This is a genomic window from Paenibacillus sp. JT31N17 (assembly GCF_056269255.1).
The window spans coordinates 41,650-61,572 of sequence record NZ_JBWDNP010000016.1; the positions used below are offsets into that span (position 1 = coordinate 41,650).

Annotated in this window: 19 protein-coding genes; 16 read left to right on the forward strand and 3 right to left on the reverse strand. The window is 52.4% G+C overall.

Going from position 1 to position 19,923, the window contains the following annotated elements:
• Window positions 1–80 precede the first annotated feature (80 nt).
• The 5 genes from AC0YOB_RS31540 (at window position 81) to AC0YOB_RS31560 (ending at window position 4,759) form a co-directional block, all read left to right on the forward strand.
• Window positions 81–746: a hypothetical protein gene (locus AC0YOB_RS31540; protein ID WP_475796157.1), complete on the forward strand. Its 666-nt coding sequence runs from the start codon at window positions 81–83 to the stop codon at window positions 744–746.
• A 52-nt stretch (window positions 747–798) separates the two neighbouring features.
• A complete protein-coding gene (locus AC0YOB_RS31545; protein ID WP_475796158.1) occupies window positions 799–1,188 on the forward strand; it encodes an iron chaperone in 390 nt (129 codons plus the stop codon).
• A gap of 359 nt (window positions 1,189–1,547) precedes the next feature.
• On the forward strand, window positions 1,548–3,491 hold the full coding sequence (gene abc-f, locus AC0YOB_RS31550) for a ribosomal protection-like ABC-F family protein (RefSeq protein WP_475796255.1): 1,944 nt from the start codon (window positions 1,548–1,550) through the stop codon (window positions 3,489–3,491).
• 224 nt (window positions 3,492–3,715) lie between these two features.
• Window positions 3,716–3,910, forward strand: coding sequence for a DUF3934 family protein (locus AC0YOB_RS31555; RefSeq protein ID WP_210044743.1), 195 nt, complete (start codon window positions 3,716–3,718; stop codon window positions 3,908–3,910).
• A 210-nt stretch (window positions 3,911–4,120) separates the two neighbouring features.
• Entirely contained in the window at window positions 4,121–4,759 is a 639-nt protein-coding gene (locus AC0YOB_RS31560) for a hypothetical protein (protein ID WP_475796159.1), read from the forward strand.
• A 54-nt stretch (window positions 4,760–4,813) separates the two neighbouring features.
• Here AC0YOB_RS31560 and AC0YOB_RS31565 read toward each other — a convergent pair whose 3' ends face one another.
• Window positions 4,814–5,425 (reverse strand): transglutaminase-like domain-containing protein, encoded by a 612-nt coding sequence (locus AC0YOB_RS31565; RefSeq protein WP_475796160.1) that lies wholly within the window; start codon window positions 5,423–5,425, stop codon window positions 4,814–4,816.
• Window positions 5,426–5,458: 33 nt separating this feature from the next.
• Window positions 5,459–6,052 carry an ANTAR domain-containing response regulator gene (locus tag AC0YOB_RS31570; protein ID WP_475796161.1) on the reverse strand — a complete coding sequence of 198 codons (594 nt, stop codon included), beginning with the start codon at window positions 6,050–6,052 and terminating at the stop codon, window positions 5,459–5,461.
• Window positions 6,053–6,460: 408 nt separating this feature from the next.
• Between AC0YOB_RS31570 and speB (AC0YOB_RS31575) the strand changes: the two genes are divergently transcribed.
• The 10 genes from speB (AC0YOB_RS31575) (at window position 6,461) to AC0YOB_RS31620 (ending at window position 17,918) form a co-directional block, all read left to right on the forward strand.
• Entirely contained in the window at window positions 6,461–7,450 is a 990-nt protein-coding gene (gene speB, locus AC0YOB_RS31575; RefSeq protein ID WP_475796162.1) for an agmatinase, read from the forward strand.
• Between the two features lie 58 nt (window positions 7,451–7,508).
• Window positions 7,509–8,486, forward strand: coding sequence for an agmatinase (speB, locus tag AC0YOB_RS31580; protein ID WP_379114661.1), 978 nt, complete (start codon window positions 7,509–7,511; stop codon window positions 8,484–8,486).
• A 104-nt stretch (window positions 8,487–8,590) separates the two neighbouring features.
• On the forward strand, window positions 8,591–10,237 hold the full coding sequence (locus AC0YOB_RS31585; protein ID WP_475796163.1) for an ABC transporter substrate-binding protein: 1,647 nt from the start codon (window positions 8,591–8,593) through the stop codon (window positions 10,235–10,237).
• Between the two features lie 27 nt (window positions 10,238–10,264).
• Window positions 10,265–11,266, forward strand: coding sequence for an ABC transporter ATP-binding protein (locus AC0YOB_RS31590; RefSeq protein WP_475796164.1), 1,002 nt, complete (start codon window positions 10,265–10,267; stop codon window positions 11,264–11,266).
• Between the two features lie 19 nt (window positions 11,267–11,285).
• Entirely contained in the window at window positions 11,286–12,323 is a 1,038-nt protein-coding gene (locus AC0YOB_RS31595) for an ABC transporter ATP-binding protein (protein ID WP_475796165.1), read from the forward strand.
• Window positions 12,316–13,266 (forward strand): ABC transporter permease, encoded by a 951-nt coding sequence (locus AC0YOB_RS31600; RefSeq protein ID WP_475796166.1) that lies wholly within the window; start codon window positions 12,316–12,318, stop codon window positions 13,264–13,266. The genes AC0YOB_RS31595 and AC0YOB_RS31600 overlap by 8 nt, the downstream gene beginning before the upstream one ends.
• A 26-nt stretch (window positions 13,267–13,292) precedes the next feature.
• Window positions 13,293–14,222 carry an oligopeptide ABC transporter permease gene (gene opp4C, locus AC0YOB_RS31605; protein ID WP_379114657.1) on the forward strand — a complete coding sequence of 310 codons (930 nt, stop codon included), beginning with the start codon at window positions 13,293–13,295 and terminating at the stop codon, window positions 14,220–14,222.
• Window positions 14,223–14,266: 44 nt separating this feature from the next.
• A complete protein-coding gene (locus AC0YOB_RS31610) occupies window positions 14,267–15,562 on the forward strand; it encodes an MFS transporter (RefSeq protein ID WP_475796167.1) in 1,296 nt (431 codons plus the stop codon).
• Between the two features lie 291 nt (window positions 15,563–15,853).
• Entirely contained in the window at window positions 15,854–16,576 is a 723-nt protein-coding gene (locus AC0YOB_RS31615) for an isochorismatase family protein (protein ID WP_475769918.1), read from the forward strand.
• Between the two features lie 352 nt (window positions 16,577–16,928).
• Window positions 16,929–17,918: an aldo/keto reductase gene (locus AC0YOB_RS31620; RefSeq protein WP_475796168.1), complete on the forward strand. Its 990-nt coding sequence runs from the start codon at window positions 16,929–16,931 to the stop codon at window positions 17,916–17,918.
• Window positions 17,919–17,927: 9 nt separating this feature from the next.
• Here AC0YOB_RS31620 and AC0YOB_RS31625 read toward each other — a convergent pair whose 3' ends face one another.
• Window positions 17,928–18,866, reverse strand: a complete 939-nt coding sequence (locus tag AC0YOB_RS31625) for a LysR family transcriptional regulator (RefSeq protein ID WP_475796169.1) — start codon at window positions 18,864–18,866, stop codon at window positions 17,928–17,930.
• Between the two features lie 292 nt (window positions 18,867–19,158).
• Between AC0YOB_RS31625 and AC0YOB_RS31630 the strand changes: the two genes are divergently transcribed.
• Complete coding sequence (locus AC0YOB_RS31630; protein ID WP_475796170.1) at window positions 19,159–19,860, forward strand: isochorismatase family protein; 702 nt, start codon at window positions 19,159–19,161, stop codon at window positions 19,858–19,860.
• The last annotated feature ends 63 nt before the right edge of the window (window positions 19,861–19,923 follow it).

Genomic DNA, 19,923 nt, shown 5'->3' on the forward strand with positions numbered 1-19,923 from the left:
ATATTTGACAATTCAGAGCGAATTAAACAAACTATTGAATTAAATATAAATGAATGAGACAAAGGGGAGGAAACAATCAATTGCCTTGGCCAATGGTACATTTTGCAATTTCTACGAATATTTCTTTCGCAAATCCTTCTCCAAACTTATTAATAGGCAGTATTGCCCCGGATGCGGTACATATGAGAGGGAATATATCCAGGGAAGAGAAGGGAATTACTCACCTGGTGCGTGACGATCAATTACCAGCCAAAGAATTAATTATGGAGAAATGTCTGGAGTATTTATCAATTCATTCAGAGGCCGGATGGAAGGATTACGTTTTGGGATACTTCACCCATATCTATACCGATTTGAGATGGACCGAGACGGTTTATAGCGGCTTTGAGAAGGATTACCATGGAGATAAAAATGAGATTAGAACAATCTACAATAACGAAGTCAGCCAGATGGAATTTAATCTCTTGAGGTCAATGGACAATGTGGATAATCTCTTTTCAAGATTGACACAAGCTAAGGCGTATACAATAGAGCCTTTTGTTACTCAACTGGAAGTAAATCAGTATCGGGATAACAAGTTACATTGGCTCCAAAATAATGATAACGAACCAAAGATTAAACCGGCATATTTTCATCCGGAGACTGTTAAGAATTTTATCAACCAAACATCAAATGAACTGAAGGATCTATTTAAAGTATGGGGTATCAGTTTATCGAAGAGGGCCGGATATCAGCTAACACCATAATCACGCAGAAATTCAATTAACCTCACAAAAAGGAGTCAAGAAAGGAGAAATTATGGACGGAAACAAAATCACATATGAATCTGTTGATGAATATATCTCAACATTCCCATCCGGGATTCAGGCTTTGCTTGAAGCGTTAAGAAAAGTGATCCAAGAGGCGGCGCCGGACGCAAAGGAGAAGATAAGCTACCAAATGCCTACATACGCGCAGCATGGGAATTTGGTGCATTTTGCAGCTTACAAAAGCCATATTGGATTTTATCCGGCGCCAAGCGGCATAGTTGCATTCAAGCAGGAGTTATCGAAATACAAAGGGGCAAAAGGGTCCATACAATTCCCTTTGGACGAGCCGCTGCCTTATGAATTAATAAGCAGGATCGTTCAATTTAGAGTGGCTGAGAATATAGAAGCGGCAGCAGCCAAATTAAAAAAGCAGAGTTAGCCGGCTTTTCTGAGAAATAGGGATACGTTTATCAGACTCGCCGCGGGTCCCATTTGCCATATCCCTACGGTCTGTGTTATTTTTAACTTACGAACAATGAAGGGGGTGAGGTAGGTGAATCACGAAATGGTTAACAACCGTATTAGCCAGCTGCCGATTGCTATGGCTGGCATTGTTCATGCATTTTCCGCGAACGGGATCAGTCTGTCCAATGAAGATTATACGTTTGAACCATTCGCGAGAAGACGCCTACCTTAACCACACGGATAGCTTTACCATCCTAAGGGTCGCGGGCTTGTTGCCGCGGCTCTTTTTGTGTATTCAAGCTGGGGTCTTCATCCAACAGGAGGCTCTTAATGATGATTATTGTTAATGTTCAACAGATAAAAAAATACCATGCGGCAAAACTGGTTCTGGACGGGATCACGCTGCAGCTCCATGAAGGTGGGAAAGTCGGTCTGATCGGCCGCAACGGGAGCGGAAAATCCACGCTGCTCCGTTTAATTTCCGGCCTTGAGCAGGCAGATGAGGGTATGCTGACTATCCGGAAGGATTTGCAAATCGGCTATTTGCCGCAAATTCCGGCCGAGTTTGAGGAACTGACTGTATATGAAGTGTTGGCCTATGGCTATCGGGAGCTCATGGCCGCCAAGCAGGAAATGTCGGTGATGGAGCAGCAGATGTCCAGCTCAGAAGCGGCTGCCGATCCGGGAGTGATGGAGCGGCTGCTCAAGACGTATGCGCTGCTTCAAGAACAGTTCGAGCAGGCTGGCGGCTATGAAATGGATACGGCCATTGATCAGGTGGCGAGCGGCCTGCAAATCGATCGAAGCCACGACCGGCGAAGGTTCGGCAGTATGTCCGGCGGAGAGAAGACCCGGATTGTTTTGGCATCCCAGCTGGTCGTCCATCCCGATCTGCTGCTGTTGGATGAGCCGACGAATCACCTGGATCTCAAGGGCATCGAATGGCTGGAACAGTTCCTTCAGCGCTATGGCGGCGCATGTGTCATCGTATCGCATGACCGTTATTTTCTTGATGCTGTAGCCACGAAAATGATCGAGCTGGAGGACGGCGAAGCCCATACGTATCTCACCAACTACAGCGGGTATATGAAGGAGAAGGAAGAGAGGCTGCTGCAGCAGTTCGCGCAGTATCAAGAGCAGCAGAAGGTGATGAAAAAGATGAAAGAGACGATCCGCCAGCTTGAGGAATGGGGGCGTATCGGAGGGAATGAGAAATTCTTCAAACGGGCAGCCTCGATGCGAAAAGCATTGGAGCGGATGGAGGCCGTAAAGCGTCCCGTTCTGGAGCGGAAAACGGCAGACTTCGAGCTGTCTCCCCTTGATCGTTCGGGCCGTAAGGTCATCACATTCGAGGGTGTGGTGAAGCAATTCGGAGATCGGGTGATTTTGGATGGTACTGAGGGAAGTCTCCTCTACGGCGAGAAGGCCGTACTGCTTGGGGATAACGGTTCGGGGAAAACGACGCTGTTCAAGCTGCTTTTGGGCGAAGCTGAGCCGGATGCAGGCGAGATCGTGCGGGGAGCGCGTGTGGAGATCGGTTATTTGGCTCAGCAGGAGCCGCTGGGAGAGAACAAGCAGACGGTACTGGAGTTTTTTCGCACGGAGGGCGAACTGGAGGAGGGCGAAGCGCGAAATGTGCTGGCAAAATATTTGTTCTATGGCGCGGACGTCTTCAAGCCGCTGAACATGCTGTCGGGAGGCGAATGGTCCCGCCTGCGGCTGGCGTTATTGGTAAGGCGGAAGCCGAACCTGCTTTTGCTGGATGAGCCGACGAATCATCTTGACGTGGCTTCACGTGAGGCTCTGGAGGAGGCGCTGGAGGATTTCCCGGGAACGGTGCTGGCCATTTCCCATGACCGCTATTTTATTAACCGTCTGGCGAAGCGCGTATGGGAGCTGCATCAGGGCAGGATTACCGCGTATCTCGGTAATTATGATGATTTCAAAGAAAAGCGTGGGGAACCGCATATTCAGGAGAGCGCACCGTCGCGTGCAGAGACGCAGGGAGCCAAGACGGCATCCGCTGATCGGCAGCGGCCGGGAGCAGGAACCGTCGCAGCAAGCAGCGGTTCGTCCCGGACGGTCGAGCGGAGACGCGAGCAGCTGGAGCTTGAGATTGCTGCGCTGGAGACGGAGCTGGCCCGTACCGATGAAGAGCTGCACCATTTCGATCACAGGGGCGATTCTGTCCTGCTTGAAGCGAGATGGCGTGAGCGGGAAGAGAGGCAATCGCAGCTGGATGAGCTCCTGGAAATATGGATGGAGCTGTCGAACTGAAGGTGCCGGTCAAGCGGGGGAGGCTCGTTGCGTCGATAGAATCGGCGAAATTTGATAAGCGGCGCTGTTGTTAGAAGCTGTTGGTGTAGGTTATACTGGTTTTCATTACTGGTGCGAAGTGATAACAATTAGTGATTGAGCCCCGGTTGCCCGAATTGGACGAAGGGGCTCCACTTATGTGGGCCATATTAATGGGATGAACGATAATAGATCGGAGTGGTTATATGGCTAAGGGTAAAGGCGGAACAGGCAGAGGGACAGACCGCAAGGGCTGGACCCGGTGGGACAAGAGCGCCAAGGCGAAGAGCGCCGTGAAGGTTTTTGGGAAAGGCAAAGGGAAAGGAAAACCGGCTGAAGCCGGGAAAAGTGATGGCGGTACAGGCGGGAGCGGGGCTGATGGAGCGAAGGGCAAGAGTTGATGAATAACCGTGGATAGGATAAGGCGTTGAAAATGAATATTTGATCTGGCGAGAGAAAGAAACAACCTGCAAAGATGCTTAGGATGTTTCTTTTTTGCTTTTAAACGGGCAATAGACCTTCTGGAGCTGCATAGAATCTGTTCGCATTTGAATTCCCTTTATTTTAGACTGGTTAGAGTTTAGGCTTTAGCGTTTTGAGGAGGTTGTTCGATGAATCACGTTCAGGCGACCGGTACGTTTATCAAAGTAAACGAATATATTTTCAGGACGGCAGCAGAATTGCGCTTTGGGAATGGATCGGGTAAGAAAATCAAGCTCATTATGTTGAATCCAGGCGGATCGCGGCTATCCGATGAAGAGGAATGGACGAATTTGCTTTGCCAAGACGGCTCCCCCGTTACAGGAACGATTGCCCTCGATCAAACAATGAAAGCAGTTTGCGAAATTATGTATCAGGCGCTTCCCGGGTATGAGGGAGTTGTTCACATTGAAAATCTTTTTAACCTGAGATGCGGCAATCTCGATAAAGCGCTAAAGTTATATTCAGAGCTCAAGAATAAGGGAAGCTGCGTCAAAGTTATTGAAACGGATTTTCATTCCATGTCGGCCGGAACTTACGTTTGCAATTGGGTTGGCTGGTCACTGAAGGAACATAGCTTGCTGGATAAAAGAAAGCGGGAGGTATTCGACTTGTTAAGCGTGGAAAAATCCGGTATTCCAAGGATTGGTAAACACCGGAATGACAATGTCGACAGTATCCATATATGGCATATCCGTCCGCAGTTGAAGGTACAAGCAGAAGCGTACAAAACATTCATCGTTCCTTTATTGCAGCGATTTCTAATTTAGTAGATTCTGACTGGGATTAGCAAATGGCTCATGGGCCAAGAGGCACCGGGACGATCACAGCTCTACCGGCAAATCATAAAGATACATCCGCAAACAATCCGTATTCCTCTTCAGGGCATCCATCGTTTTCCGGTTGGGCGCTGCAAACAGGAACGGATAATCTTCCTCGCCATATTCTGCCCGGACAGGGAAGGCCAGCTTTTCTTCCGTAATGGAAAATGCAGCATGAACGCCAGCCTTATTGCCGCGGGCGTCCAGACGAATCCATCGCTGCTGCGCTGTAAGATATACGCCGTTCAGGGCATGGATACAATACCCGGTCTCCGGCGTATCGCCAATCGTCAGCTTCTGATAGCAAAAACCTGACGGAATCCCCTGCAGCCGGAGCAGCGCGGCCAGCAGATTCGATTTTGCGTAACAGATGCCCTCCCGGTGGAACAATACCTCCGAAGCCTTCCTGGTGATGCGGCTGCTCTGAATATCCCAGGAATGCGAGACTTCGTCCCTCACGAATTCATAAGCGGTCCTGATCCGGGAGTATTCATCCTCATCCCCGTTTGCATGCAATTTGCTGACTAACCGTTCAATCTCAGGGTGATGATAATCGACTTCTTCTGTTTCCACTACATAATCGGACAAGTATGGGGATTCTGTGATTAGCTGCAAACGATCTCCCTCCTGAACGGGTTAATAGGGGTGCTAGCCATTCCTTCGCGAGGGTGTCCGCTCCATGGGACGCCGACTGTCCTGAACGCCTGCCAGAACGGATTGGGCCACATCCACGAGCTTTCTTCTTTCTGCCATAGCTTGGGTGCGCATCATCTCGTAGGCCTTGGTTTCGCTCATATTATTAATGGCGCTAAGCATGATCTTGGCATTGTCTACCACCTTGCGCTCCTCGAACTTGGTAGCCAGAAAGGAATATTCCCGCTCGAGATGAAGCCGCCGTTGGTAGTTTTTGATGCTGACCAGCAGTGACCATTGAAGCTCGTTATCGTTCATCCCGCAGCAGAGCACCCCGTCGATCTTGTCATGGGGAACGGCTGTTGCAGGCTTCCTCTCCTCACACCACCATACAAGCGGCACGTTATAGTGATTATTGGCCTCATAAAGCCACTGTTTGAGCCGGCAGGCCGGGACATCGAGCACCATGAATTCGAACCGGGTTGATTTTAATGTATCCATCGCTTTTGCTTCAATAGAGGATACCCTGTAATTTAATTCCTTCAATTTCTGATCAACCCGGCACTTGGGGGTCGGGATATCATGTACATGCAGCACTCTAGTCTTCATCGTAATCATCACCTCGGGCATAGGATAATAATAAACGAGTTATATATGTGTTAAGTATCGATCATTTTCTATAGGAATGTCAACATCGATGTAATATTATGCAGCTGGGAAAGTTTGATTCCATTAACAGCGTAATTTATATGTTAAATATGTTGACATAACCAAAAAAATCTCCTATACTAGCCATATCAAACAACTGCATATCACAAATTCCCACCCGGTGGGGATTTGTAAAGGCAAAGAGGCCACTTCTCAAATGAAGGGCCTCTTTTTGTCTTTTATTAGAAGAAACGGCTGACACGGTCCTCTGACTGTTAGAGCAGGCTTCTTCCACACGGAAACATCAGAAGGGTGAGGCTGCACCGCAACCTTTCTGAATATTGCGAAAACAAGGATGGAGTGATGGGGATGAAGTACCGCCCGCAAATCGAGATTGGTACAGGTAAGCCGCAGTTCGCAGGAATTTATACGTTTATGCACCTGCCGCATGTTCAAACGCTGGAGAATGTGGATTATGCCGTAATTGGCGTGCCGTTCGATACGGGCGTCAGCTATGCGGTCGGCGCCCGCTTCGGTCCTTCCGCCATACGTACCATGTCGCAGCGGATTATGCCGATATCCAGGCATCATCAGATTAATACCTCCGACTATCTGTCGGGTATCGATTATGGAGATTTGAAGGTTTACCCGGCTTATATCGAACAATCCTACACGATTATTGAAGAACAGCTGAAGCCGGTCTTTGAAGCGGGAATCGTCCCGATCATGCTTGGCGGCGACCATTCGATTTCGTTGCCCCATCTGAGAGCAGCCGCTGACACCCATGGTCCGGTATGTCTGGTTCATTTTGACTCCCATTCGGATACGGGGCGCTCGGATACGCCAGAACGGATGTGGTCGCATGGCGCGGTGTTCAGCTATGCCGTGGACGAGGGGCTGCTCGATGCGGAGCACTCCATTCAGATGGGGATGAGGGGTACGGCGTATCGGGCAGGCAATCTGGATGAAGCCCGGAAGATGGGCTTCGAGGTCATGACGACAGATGATGTGCGTGCCATCAGCATTCCGGAGCTCTGCGAGAAGGTCAAGCAGCGGGTTGGGGATCGGCCCGTATTTCTCACCTTCGACATCGACTTCCTCGATCCGGTGTATGCACCGGGAACGGGCACGCCGGAGGTTGGCGGGTTCACCACCTACGAAGCGCAGCAAATGCTGCGGGGCCTGGCAGGGATCAACTTCATTGGCTTCGATCTGGTAGAAGTGCTGCCGGACCGGGATTCCAGCAGCGTCACGGCGCTTAATGCCGCTAATATTGCGTTTGAGTTTGTCAGCCTGCTCGCTGTCAGACGGCGCCTGGAGGGAGCTTCGGGAATTCAGGAGGAAGCCCCGGCCCTATAGCAAGCGAAAGTCGAATCACATGCATGATCCAATAAAAAACATAAGGGAGAGGATCCGCTTGTATCGTCCTCAAATTGAAATGGGAAGACCGTTGTTCGCCGGCATTCATACTTTTATGCATTTGCCTCATATTCAAACTTTGGAAAATGTAGATTTCGCAGTGATCGGGGTGCCGTTCGACACCGGCGTCAGCTATGCAGTAGGCGCCCGCTTCGGCCCTTCCTCGATCCGTACCATGTCGCAGCGTATCCGGCCGATATCGGTCGTTCATGACATTAATATTTCCGATTACCTCTCGGGTATCGACTATGGAGACCTGAAGGTGTATCCAGGGTACATTGAACAATCCTATCAAATTATAGAAGAACAGCTGACCCCTATCTTCGAAAAAGGCATCGTGCCGATCATGCTCGGCGGCGACCATTCGATCTCCTTGCCTCATCTGCGGGCGGCTGCGAAGAAGCATGGTCCGGTATGTCTGGTCCACTTTGACTCCCATTCCGATACGGGACGCTCCAAGTTCCCTGAACGGATGTGGTCGCATGGCGCAGTATTCAGCTATGCCGTTGACGAGGGATTAATTGATGCCCAGCATTCCATCCAGATGGGCATGCGGGGAAGCACCTTCAAGGCAAGCGGACTGGACGATGCGAGAGAGATGGGCTTCGAGGTGATGACGACCGACGATGTCCGGCAGCTCAGCATACCGGAGCTGTGCGAGAAAATTAAGCAGCGTGTGGGCGACAGGCCGGTGTTCCTGACCTTTGATATTGATTTCCTTGATCCTGTCTATGCTCCGGGTACAGGTACGCCGGAGGTCGGCGGATTCACAACCTATGAAGCGCAGCAGATGCTGCGGGGTCTGGCTGGTCTGGACTTTATCGGCTTTGATCTGGTGGAGGTGCTGCCGGATAGGGATTCCAATCAGATTACAGCCTTGAATGCGGCTAATATTGCGTTTGAGTTTGTAAGCCTCCTGGCAGTCAGGCGGCGCATGGACAGCATGACTGAACTGCAAAGCGGGATTACGGTGTAGAAGACCGGTGAAAAGCCTGGCAGCCCGCGCGTATCCGTCTTCGGGTATTCGCAGGGGCCTTCCGGATCAGGTGAGGCAGTTCACATACAAAAGGGGATAGATGGATGAGGAGACTATATAAACAATGGGCCGTGTTATCGCTATTGACTGCATTGCTGGTCACCGGCTGCAGTTCAGGCGGCAGTAAGACTGAAGGAACTGCGCCCGCCGCGGGTAATGCCGGCGGTACAGCAGCCGCAGTCAAAAACCAATTGAATATCGGGATTACCAATCCCCCGCTTATGTTCAACCCGATCGATTCGGACGGCAGCGGCTCGAGCGGAGCGGTGTTCGCGTACCGTTACTTCTTCGATTCCCTGGTCAAGACCGTCGGGCCGCTCGATTTCAAGATGATGCTGGCCGAATCCTTTGACACCAAGGACGATCAGACCTTCAGCATCGCGATTAATCCGAATGCGAACTGGACGGACGGCAAGCCGGTAACGGCTTATGACGTTGAATTTACGTTGAATCTGATTGCCAATCCCGCTACCATCACGACACAGCGTTCTGCAATCTTCGCATTAGATGGACTTAATGAGAAGGGAATGCTGCCGGAAGGCCAAGAGAAGCTGAGCTCGGTGAAGGTCATTGACGACAAGCATCTGGAGATCAAGACGGCGAGTCCGGTCGATCCTAATCTAATTTATGAGCGGTTCTCCGATGTGTTAATCGTTCCGAAGCATGTATTGGAGAATGTCGATCCGGCCCAGCTGAACCAGAATCCGTTCTGGAGGAATCCGAACGTTACATCGGGCGCTTATAAATTCGTGAAATATGAGAATAAGGCTTATGTCGAGCTGGCTGCCAATGCGGATTACTACAGAGGCGCGCCGAAAATCGAGAAGGTGTTCATCAAAATTATGCCGGCAGCGAATATCGTCGCCCAGCTTCAGTCCGGCGAGCTGGATATGAACGCCGCGCAGGGAACCGGGAATATTCCGGCCGCGGAATGGAAGACGGTGAAGACCTTCGCGAACCTCAAGACAAGCGAGGAACAGACGCGGCGCTACAATTCCATTGAGATCAATACGGAGCGCTTCCCGGATAAGAAGGTCCGACAGGCTCTTGCTTACGCAATCGACCGCCAGATGATCGTGGACCAGTTAATGCCGGGAGCCGGCGAGCTTCAGGACGGCCCGTACGCGAATTCCCATCCGTATCACGACAAGAATGTGAAGAGCTACGGGTATGATCCCGAGAAAGCGAAGCAGCTGCTGGCGGAGGCGGGCTTTGATATGAAGAAGCAGATCGAGCTGATCGTGCCTACCGGCGACCGTACACGCGAAATGGCGGGCAATATCATACAGCAGAATTTGCAGGCAATCGGGCTTAAGGTGAAACAGACCAATTATGATTTTCCGACGACAGTTTCCTATCTGATCAAGGGTGAATTCGATCTGACGCTCAGCAGCTTCGGGAGCATTATGGACCCGGATGGACCCGCCAACGTCTACCGCTCGACAGCAGCTCTGAACGATATGAGATTCAAGAATGCACGGGTGGATGAGCTGTTCAACCTGGGGATGAAAGAGACGGATAAAGATACGCGCTTCAAGCTGTACTCCGAGCTGCAAAATCTGATTCAGGAAGAAGTACCGCTAATCACGATCTATTCGGAATTTAATCTCATGGCGTTGTCGAAGGATGTTCAAGGCAAGGGCGGCGTCGTGGACGGCATGCATTATGACGTGAATGAATGGTCCCGTTAAACCAATAACGAAAACAGGGTGAGGCAAATGGGCAATCTCTTGGAAGTCAGGCAGCTTCGAACGGCCTTTCGCACGGAGGACGGGGAAGTGACCTCGGTGGATGATGTGAGCTTTTCCCTCGAGCAGGGTGAAATTCTGGGAATCGTAGGGGAATCCGGCTGCGGCAAAAGCGTGACCTCGCTGTCCATTCTGAAGCTGCTTGGACGCAATGGCTACATCAAGAGCGGATCGGTCATGTTCCAGGGCCAGGACCTTGCGGCTTTATCCGAGAAGGAGCTGGAAGCGATCCGCGGCAAGGATATTGCAATGATCTTCCAGGATCCGATGTCTTCGCTGAATCCGGTATACACGATCGGCAATCAGCTGACGGAGTCGATCCGGCTGCATCTGGGTCTTGACCGCAAGGAAACCCGAAAGCTGGCTGTAGAGCTTCTGAAAAAGGTGGGATTCGCGAGGGCGGAGGAGCTGATGGGGCAGTATCCCCATACGCTCTCCGGCGGGATGAAGCAGCGCGTCATGATCGCCATCGCGCTGGCCTGCCGGCCCAAGCTGCTCATTGCCGACGAGCCGACAACCGCCCTGGATGTTACAATCCAGGCCCAGATTCTGGAGCTCATCAACACGATCCGCAAGGACGCGAACACTTCCATTATGCTCATCACGCATGATCTGGGGGTCGTCGCCGAGATGGCGGACAGGGTCATTGTCATGTATGCCGGCCAGGTGGTGGAGGAGGCGGATGTATTCGAGCTTTTCGACCGTCCCAAGCATCCCTACACCGTTGGATTGATGGGCTCCATTCCACATATTGAGTTAAGCGATGAGAAGCTGAGCTCCATACCAGGGACGGTTCCTTCGCTGCGCGACATGCCTGCCGGCTGCCGTTATCAGGCGAGATGCCCGATGGCAGCCGAGAAATGCGGGGAGGCCCCGCCTCTTGTCGAGGTTCGGGAAGGACATAAGGTACGCTGTTGGTACGCAAACGGGAAGAAAACGCATCACGACTTCAAGCAGGTCGTACAACTTTAACGGGAAAAGGGGAATTGCGATGCTGACGACGATAAGACCGGAAATGGCTTTGTCAGAGCCTCTTCTGAAGCTAGAGGGCGTGAGGAAATATTACCCCATCAAGAAGGGCGTGTTCTCAAGGACGGTTGGCCAGATCAAAGCGGTGGACGGCATCGATCTGAACATCTATCCCGGTGAAACCGTAGGGCTTGTCGGGGAGTCGGGCTGCGGGAAATCGACCCTTGGCCGGAGCATCATCAAGCTGGAGGAATTGACGGAGGGACGTGTTCTCTATCAGGGGCAAAATCTGGCGCCCATGAGCATGTCGCAAATGCGCAGTCTGCGTACGGACATTCAAATGATCTTCCAGGACCCCTATTCATCCTTGAACCCGCGCAAACGGATTGTGGATCTGATGACCGAGCCGATGAAATTGCTGCTTGGCCTCAGTGAATCGGGCGCCGTGCGCCAGGCGGCCGAGCTCATGGAGGTTGTGGGATTGTCGGCCCAGAGCCTGGGCAAATACCCGCATGAATTCTCCGGCGGCCAGCGTCAGCGCATCGGTATCGCAAGGGCGGTGGGGCTGAAGCCGAAGCTGATCGTGTGCGACGAACCGGTATCCGCGCTTGATGTGTCCATTCAGGCGCAAATTCTGAATCTGCTGAAGGACCTGCAGAAGCAGTTCCATCTCACGTACCTGTTTATTGGCCATGGACTGGGAGCGGTCAAATATATGAGCGACCGGATTGCCGTGATGTATTTGGGGAAAATCGTCGAGCTTGCCCCGACGGAGACGATATTTAACGCGCCTAAGCATCCCTATACGAGAGCGCTGCTGGACGCCTATCCCGTGCCTGACCCGCATTCCCGAAACAAGACGCGCATCGTTCTGGAGGGAGATGTGCCAAGTCCGGCCTCCCCGCCAAGCGGCTGCAGCTTCCACACCCGCTGCCCGATGGCTACGCAGCAGTGCAGAGAGCAGGAGCCCGCTTTGACAGGACAACAGGAGCTTGTCGCCTGCCACTATCCGCTAATGGATGACGCTGCCGTCCGGATTGCAGCTGTCGCCCATGGTTAATTATATCATCCGCCGACTGCTGATCTCGATTCCGGTACTGCTTGGTGTTACCTTCCTGAATTTTGTCCTCATTAATATGGCGCCCGGAGACCCCGTCGACATGTATGTCAATCCGGATGTATCGGAAGCGGATAAGGAGATCCGCCGGGCGGCGCTCGGACTGAATGATCCTTTTATGCTCCGTTATGTCAAATGGCTGTGGCTGCTGGTCCACGGGGATCTCGGACATTCCTTCAGCTCGTTTCAGCCGGTCACCCAGATGATCGCCGAGCGTCTTCTGCCGACGCTGATTTTGATGGGAACCTCCATCCTGTTCGGTTATTTGATCGCCATTCCGATTGGAATCTACTGTGCGGTCAAGCAGAATACGAAGTTTGATTATCTCATGTCCGCCGGTGCCTTCATGGGCGTATCGATTCCGAGCTTCTTCCTGGGACTTGGCCTGATTTATGTATTCGGCGTCCAGCTTGGCGTGCTGCCGACCGGAGGAATGAATACCATGGGCGGAACGGGCGGTTTCTGGGATTCGCTCAAGCATCTGATTCTCCCGACGGTCACGCTTGGAACCGGCATAGCCGGGGGGATGGTCAGGTATGTCCGCTCAAGCGTCATGGAGGTGCTGGGGCAGGATTATCTCCGGACGGCAAGGGCCAAGGGAGTCAGCGCATTTAAGGTCATTAACAAGCATGCGCTCAAGAATGCCCTCATCCCCGTCATTACGATTGCAGGACTGGATATTCCGATTCTGATCGGTGGAGCCGTGATTACGGAAAGCATTTTTCAATGGAATGGAATGGGGCAGCTGACCATCCAGGCGATTTTCTCCCGCGATTTCCCGCTGCTGATGGGGGTTAATATGCTTGCGGCTCTGACGGTGCTTACCGCCAATTTATGGTCGGATGTAATGTATGCGGTCGTAGATCCGCGAATCAAATACGATTAATTCTCGCGCGAAGGGAGGAAAACAAAATGACGCCTGAGCTGCAAAAAGAAATGAACGCGCCGGATTCTCTGCTCGCCTTTCTGAAGCCCGAGCCGGTCGTGTATAAGTCCGACAGTTATATGAAGCTGATTGCAAGGCGGTTCGTCCGGCATAAAATGGCCGTAGCCGGGCTTGTCGTATTCGCCCTGTTGATTCTGATCGGCATCTTCGCTCCATGGATCGCGCCTCATGATCCCAATATAATCGGCAATGCTTTCTCTGCCGCTCCATCCGCAGCACACTTGCTCGGAACGGATCAGGTAGGACGCGATGTGCTCAGCCGTCTCATTTATGCGACGCGGGTATCTCTGACAGTGGGTGTAGTTACCGTTGCCATCTATATGGCGGTCGGGATTATTATCGGTGCGATTGCCGGCTATGTAGGCGGATGGGTGGATATGGTGATCAACCGGATCATCGATGTGTTTATGTCCTTTCCGAGCCTGATGGTTATATTGGTGCTGGTTACGGTCCTGGGTACGGGCTTATCCAATATTATTATTGTGCTCGCTTTGCTTGGTTGGCCGGCTGTAGCGAGGCTTGTCAGGGGCAGCGTGCTCTCCTTGCGGCAGACGGAATTCGTCAAGGCTGGCGTTGCGCTGGGGCTGAACACGCCGCGGCTTATCTTCGGTCATATTCTTCCGAATGCGATGGGGCCGATTCTGGTCAATGCGACGTTTGGCGCGGCAGCGGCCATTTTGTCCGAATCCTCGCTGAGCTTCCTGGGCATGGGGGTTCAGCCTCCCACTGCAAGCTGGGGCAATATGCTCAATGCCGCCCAATCCATCACGGCCCTGCAGAGCCAGCCCTGGCTGTGGATTCCGCCTGGCGTGATTATTGTGATTTCGGTGCTCTCGATCAATTTCATAGGCGACGGCATCCGCGATGCCATGGACCCGAAGAAAATCAATGCTTAATACGGGGTGAAAATAACCTTAAATTCTAAAAATGGTGGTCCAACATGAAGCCTAACCTGCTAATGTTTCAATCCTTGTCCGTCCTGCGGACATTCCCGAGAGATGCCTTGTTCTTCCTGATGGCAAGCTTCGTCAATTCAACCGGAAAGGCCATTATGTGGCCGCTCACCACCTTGTACGTGCATAATGTCATGGGCAAATCGTACGGGGAAGCGGGTTTGATCCTGCTGTATCAGGCGCTGGCCAGCGTAGTCGGAGAATTCATCGGCGGCAATTTGTATTACCGCGTCGGGCCCAAAACGCTGATCACGGCAGCCTTCACCGTTTCCTCCGCAGCCTTGTTTACAATTGCCTTTACGCATAACTGGCCTCTCTATATGGTGCTTGTCTGCCTGCTTGGCATATCCAACGGGATCTCCATGCCCTCCATGAACGCCTATGTGGGGTTCCGCTGGAAGGAGCATCGGCGCAAGCTCTATAATGTCATGTACGTGTGCAATAATTTCGGCTTATCAATCGGCGCGATGGTCGGCGGGCTGATTGCCTCGATTTCGTTCTCCTTCACCTACATGCTGACGGGAGGCACGACGTTTCTGTTCGCTGTGTTTCTGTTCTTCTTTATGAAAGAAAGCGCTCCGGCTGACCTCCTTGCCGATGCGGGAGATGGCGGTAAGCCCGGGCGGAGATCGCGCGGCGCTTCATCCGGCCCGATTGAGATGGATCGGATAAAGCTGCTCAAAAATTTCCGGATCTATTTGTTTCTGGCCTTCGGTTCGATGTTCTTCTGGCTGTCGTTCACCCAGTGGTCGACCGGAGTGGCTCCTTATATCGACCAGAAAGGGCTGGATCTGAAGTATTACAGCCTGCTCTGGACGATTAACGGCGTCGTCATCCTGGTGGGTCAGCCGCTCACCAGCTGGATCAAGAAGCATGCTGCCCCGGATATCGTGAGGCAGATGGTCATCAGCGCCATCTTTACCGTGTCGGCTTTCTCGTTTGTGCTCGTCTTCCACGAATACTATATTTATCTGGTCGTCGGCATGATTCTGGCCACTTTGGGAGAAATGATGCTGCTGCCCACCATCCCGACCTTCTTCTCGGAGCGGACGGGAGCATACGCGCCGTTCTATATGGGCCTGGCCGGAGGCTTTGCCAATCTGGGGCGTATGGTCGGTCCGCTGATGTTCGGCCATGCGTTCGATTTATGGGGAATCGTTCCGGTGTTCCTGATCGGCACCATCGCTTCCATTGCCGCGCTGCTCATGTTCTATATTCATGCGAATATGAACAAGGAGCCGGATCCATTGCCGGAGCTGGAGCTGCGCACGTCTTCGTTGTAGGGAAAATAGCCGGCATTCGCGAGCGCGCATCACTCCCGGTGCGCGCATGCTGCTGTATAATGATGGCCAGGCCGCTGTCATTAGGTAAGTGCCGGTAGGGAATATTTGACGCAAAAACAAGAGCTCAAGCCGGATTCGGCTTGAGCTCTATGTTAATTAATCAGCTGAAATAACGAATATGAATTCGCTTTCATTCAAAAAACCGCAAACCACATTCAAATCCGCACATTTACACGCTTTTTCCAGTCGATTACGATAAAGCTGAAACTAAATGACTCGGAGGGATGCGTAATGACCAAGTTAAGTTGGTACGATTTTATGACCGAGCAGGACAAAGCACATGATGAGCTTCTCGGCAAGAAAGAGCTCGCCGGATTCGGCGAGACGCCGGCATTGGTGCTGATCGACATCTATTACAGCGTGCTTGGCTTTCAGCGGCTGCCGATTATGGAGTCCGTGCAGACATGGCCGATGAGCACGGGCCTCGAGGGCTGGGAAGCGGTGGACCGGACGGTCACGCTGCTCGCATCGGCGCGCAAGAATGGCATTCCCGTCATTCATGTGAAGGGTCTGCATACCGGCGTCAACACCTGGTCGCGGGGCGGCAAGAAACGCCGCGATTTCTCCAGGCTGACGGAGGAAATGATGATCAAGGGACGGGAGATCGTCGAAGAGGTCAAGCCGCTGCCGGGAGAGCTTGTCATCGAGAAGGCGGCCGCAAGCGCCTTTCACGGAACGCCTCTGCTGTTTCAGCTGGTCAGCCTCGGCATCGATACGGTTATCGCCTGCGGCGAGACGACAAGCGGCTGCGTAAGAGCTTCGGTCGTAGATGGTGCCACCTACCGCTTTAAGATGGGCGTTGTGGAAGAGTGCGTGTTTGACCGGACGCAGTCCTCGCATTATATGAATTTGTATGATATGCACCAGAAATATGCGGATGTCGTGGATCTTGGCTATGCTACCCAATATTTCGATACGATCGGCAGCCGGAGCGGACAAACCGTTACGGCCTGATTCGCAGTGTAAGCTTGAAGAAAGGGGCGTGCTTCATCCTTGGGCAGGATGGGTGCGTCCCTTTGGGTATTTTATGAAGTTGAAGAGAAATTTTGAATACCAGCTTGCGAAGCAGGCGGAAATAGTCTGGAGAAGCGTAAGCTGAAAGCTTTCGCTAGAAAGCTGCTTCGTAAGCATCCGCTTACGACCTTTGTACCCCGAATTTAACAGATAAAGGTGCAATGCTGCCCACGGTGTTTATTGTGAGCAGCATTGCACCAAAGGTATCCAAAATAAAAAAATCAGGGGTACAACAGCGATCGGAAGACGTTTCCGCATGCGCAGCCGGTCTATCAGAGAGGCGGAAACAGCAATGGAGCATCGGCAGCTTGGGAACAGCGGCTTGCGCGTGTCGCAAATTTCGCTGGGATGCATGGCCTTCGGTCGATGGATCGGAGAGAAGGAATCCGAAGCGGTAATGGATGAAGCGATCGAGGCGGGTGTTACGCTATTCGATACGGCGGATATTTACGGCAAAGGGATGGACAACGGCAACCCGCTTGATTCGGGGGAATCGGAGACGATTTTAGGCCGCATATTGAAGGGCCGCAGACCGCAGATCCTGCTCGCCACGAAGGTGAACGGCCGTACCGGCACAGGGGTTAATGATGCGGGACTGAGCCGGTTTCACATCTTTCGCGCCATTGAGGCAAGCCTTCGGCGCCTGCGGACGGATTATATCGATTTGTACCAGGTGCACCGCTTTGACCCGCATACCCCGCTTGAAGAGACATTGGGCGCCTTGCATGATTTGATCGCGCAGGGCAAGGTGCGTTATATCGGCTGCTCCAATTATGCCGCCTGGCAAATAGCCAAAGCGCATGGCATCAGCACCGTACATCGCTGGCATCGATTCAGTTCTGTTCAGCCGCCATACAGCCTGCTCAGCCGCGGTATCGAAGAGGAGCTTCTTCCGTTCTGCGCCTCGGAAGGCGTCGGCGCAATCGTATACAGTCCGCTGGCCCGCGGCCTCCTGACCGGCAAATACCAACAGGGCCAGGAGGCTGCATCCGGAACGAGAGCGGCGGCGGGGGATCGTGCGCTCATGCGGCTGCTGGATGAGCCGGAGAATTTCCGTATTGTCGAAGAGCTGCAGGCCTATGCGGAACTGGAGAATATGAGCCTGCCGCAGCTGGCACTCGCATGGGTTCTTGCCCGGAAGGGAGTCGCGGCTGCTATTGTGGGGGCATCGAGGCCGGAGCATATCCGGCAGGCTGTTCAGTATGCCGATACCAGGCTGTCAGGCGCGCAGCTTGATGCGATTGAGCGGATAGCTTCACGGGGGCAGGCGCCGGAGCGTTGACCGCAAGCTTCAGCTTGCGCCTGTCTTGTGGAAAGTGGCGAGAGCGGCGCTTGTCTGGGGCTTCAGGTTGATCCGGTCCTCGAAATGCTTGATGAACAAATAATCCAGACTGTGAAGCTCATTCTCGCGGTAGGTGACAAACACCTGGCTGAGCGGGAAGGGATTGTCTTCAATTTCCAGCTGGACCAGCTCCTTGTCGTTAATCTCCTGCAGCATATAAGCGCTGCCGGACAGAAACACGCCTGCATTGCGTTTGAGAAAATGCTTGATGAGCTGAAGGTTGTTTGTTTCCAGCTTCGCCTGATAAGTCAGATTGAACTGGTTCAGCGTCACATCGATCATGTTGCGGTACTGGGTTTCCTTCGGATAAGTCAGTATCGGCTCCTGCAGAATCTCCTCCAGCGTAACCGACTTGCGCTTGGCAAACCGGTGCTCCGGCGACACGAACAGCATCGCCTTCTCGCTCAGGACCGGACGGTACGTCAAGTTGCTGTCATTGCTTGTGTAACGGGTGATGCCCAGCTGAAAATGCTGGTTTTTCATCAGCCGGACCAGCTCGCTGGAGGCATAGGTGTACACCTTGATGGATACATGGGGATAATCCTTGCTGAAGGATTCCATTACATCGGGCAAAATGTAAGCGGCGAAGGAATTGTTGCAGCCAATGGACAGCTTGCCCTTCAACCCTTCGCCAACCCGTTCCACGGCTTCCTGTCCTTCCTTCAACGTCCCCAGAATACGCCGCGCGTAAGGCAGGAATGCCTTGCCTTCCTCTGTCAGCCTGACCTTGCCTTTGCCGCGAATGAGCAGCGACTTGCCCAGCTCCTTCTCCAACTGGTTGATCCGGTGGGAAACAGTCGGTTGAGGCAGATACAACAATTCCGCTGCCTTCTTGTAGCTTCCGCTTTGATAGACTGTCAGAAACGTTGAGATTTGCTCCAAGTTCATGATCCCAGATTCCTCCTGTATTTTATTGTTAGTATTCTTAACGCAAGTCTAACAAAATTACAACATATAAACAATGGAATTCGCTGTATAATAGTCAGAAAATTCATTTATGTATCCGCTATCATTCGTTTTATGAATAAAACCATTCAAAACCGATTATTTACCCCTCCAATAATCAACTGTATGATGAGATCATCACAAGAATGAATAAGAGAGAAGTTAGATTTGAGTTAGATTTTATAACGCAAAATGTTTGATGGGATAGCCGTCTAAATCAAAAGGAGGAGCAGGAATGAATTCAAAGGGTTGGGAAAAGTATTTTTCGGAGCGCGACAAGCAGCACGATCAGCTGACAGGCAAGAAGGAACCGGCTGGCTTCGGGGAGAGGCCGGCGCTGCTGCTGATCGACATCTATTACAGCGTGCTGGGAACGAAGAGAGAACCGATCTTTGAATCGATGAGCTCCTGGCCTGGCAGCACAGGGCTGGAAGGCTGGGCCGCCGTGGACAAAACCGCGGAGCTTGCAGCTGTAGCCCGGGAGGCCGGAATACCGGTCATCCATGTGAAAGGGATGCAGAACGGCATCACCCCGTGGATTCACCGCAAATCCCGTCCATCGGCCCAAACGGAGGAGCAGCGCAGCATAGGATTCGAGATTGTGGACGAGGTAAAGCCGGCCAGCGGCGAGCTGGTCATCGAGAAAACGGCTCCGAGCGCATTTCAGGGCACGCCTCTCCTGTTTCAGTTAATCAGCCTCGGCATCGATACGGTCATCTGCTGCGGCGAAACGACCAGCGGCTGCGTCAGAGCCTCCGTCGTGGATGGCGCCACGCACCGGTTCCGGATGGGTGTCGTTGAGGAGTGTGTGTTCGACCGGACGGAAGCCTCCCACTGGATGAATCTGTACGACCTGAATCAGAAATATGCCGATGTCGTGATGCTGGATTCCGTCAAAGACTACTTCCGCAAGGTGGGCGCCAAGGTAACGGTTTAGGTGCCAAATGATGACCACTATTAATCAAAGCCAAGTGCAGAGCGTAAAACGAAAATCAAATTT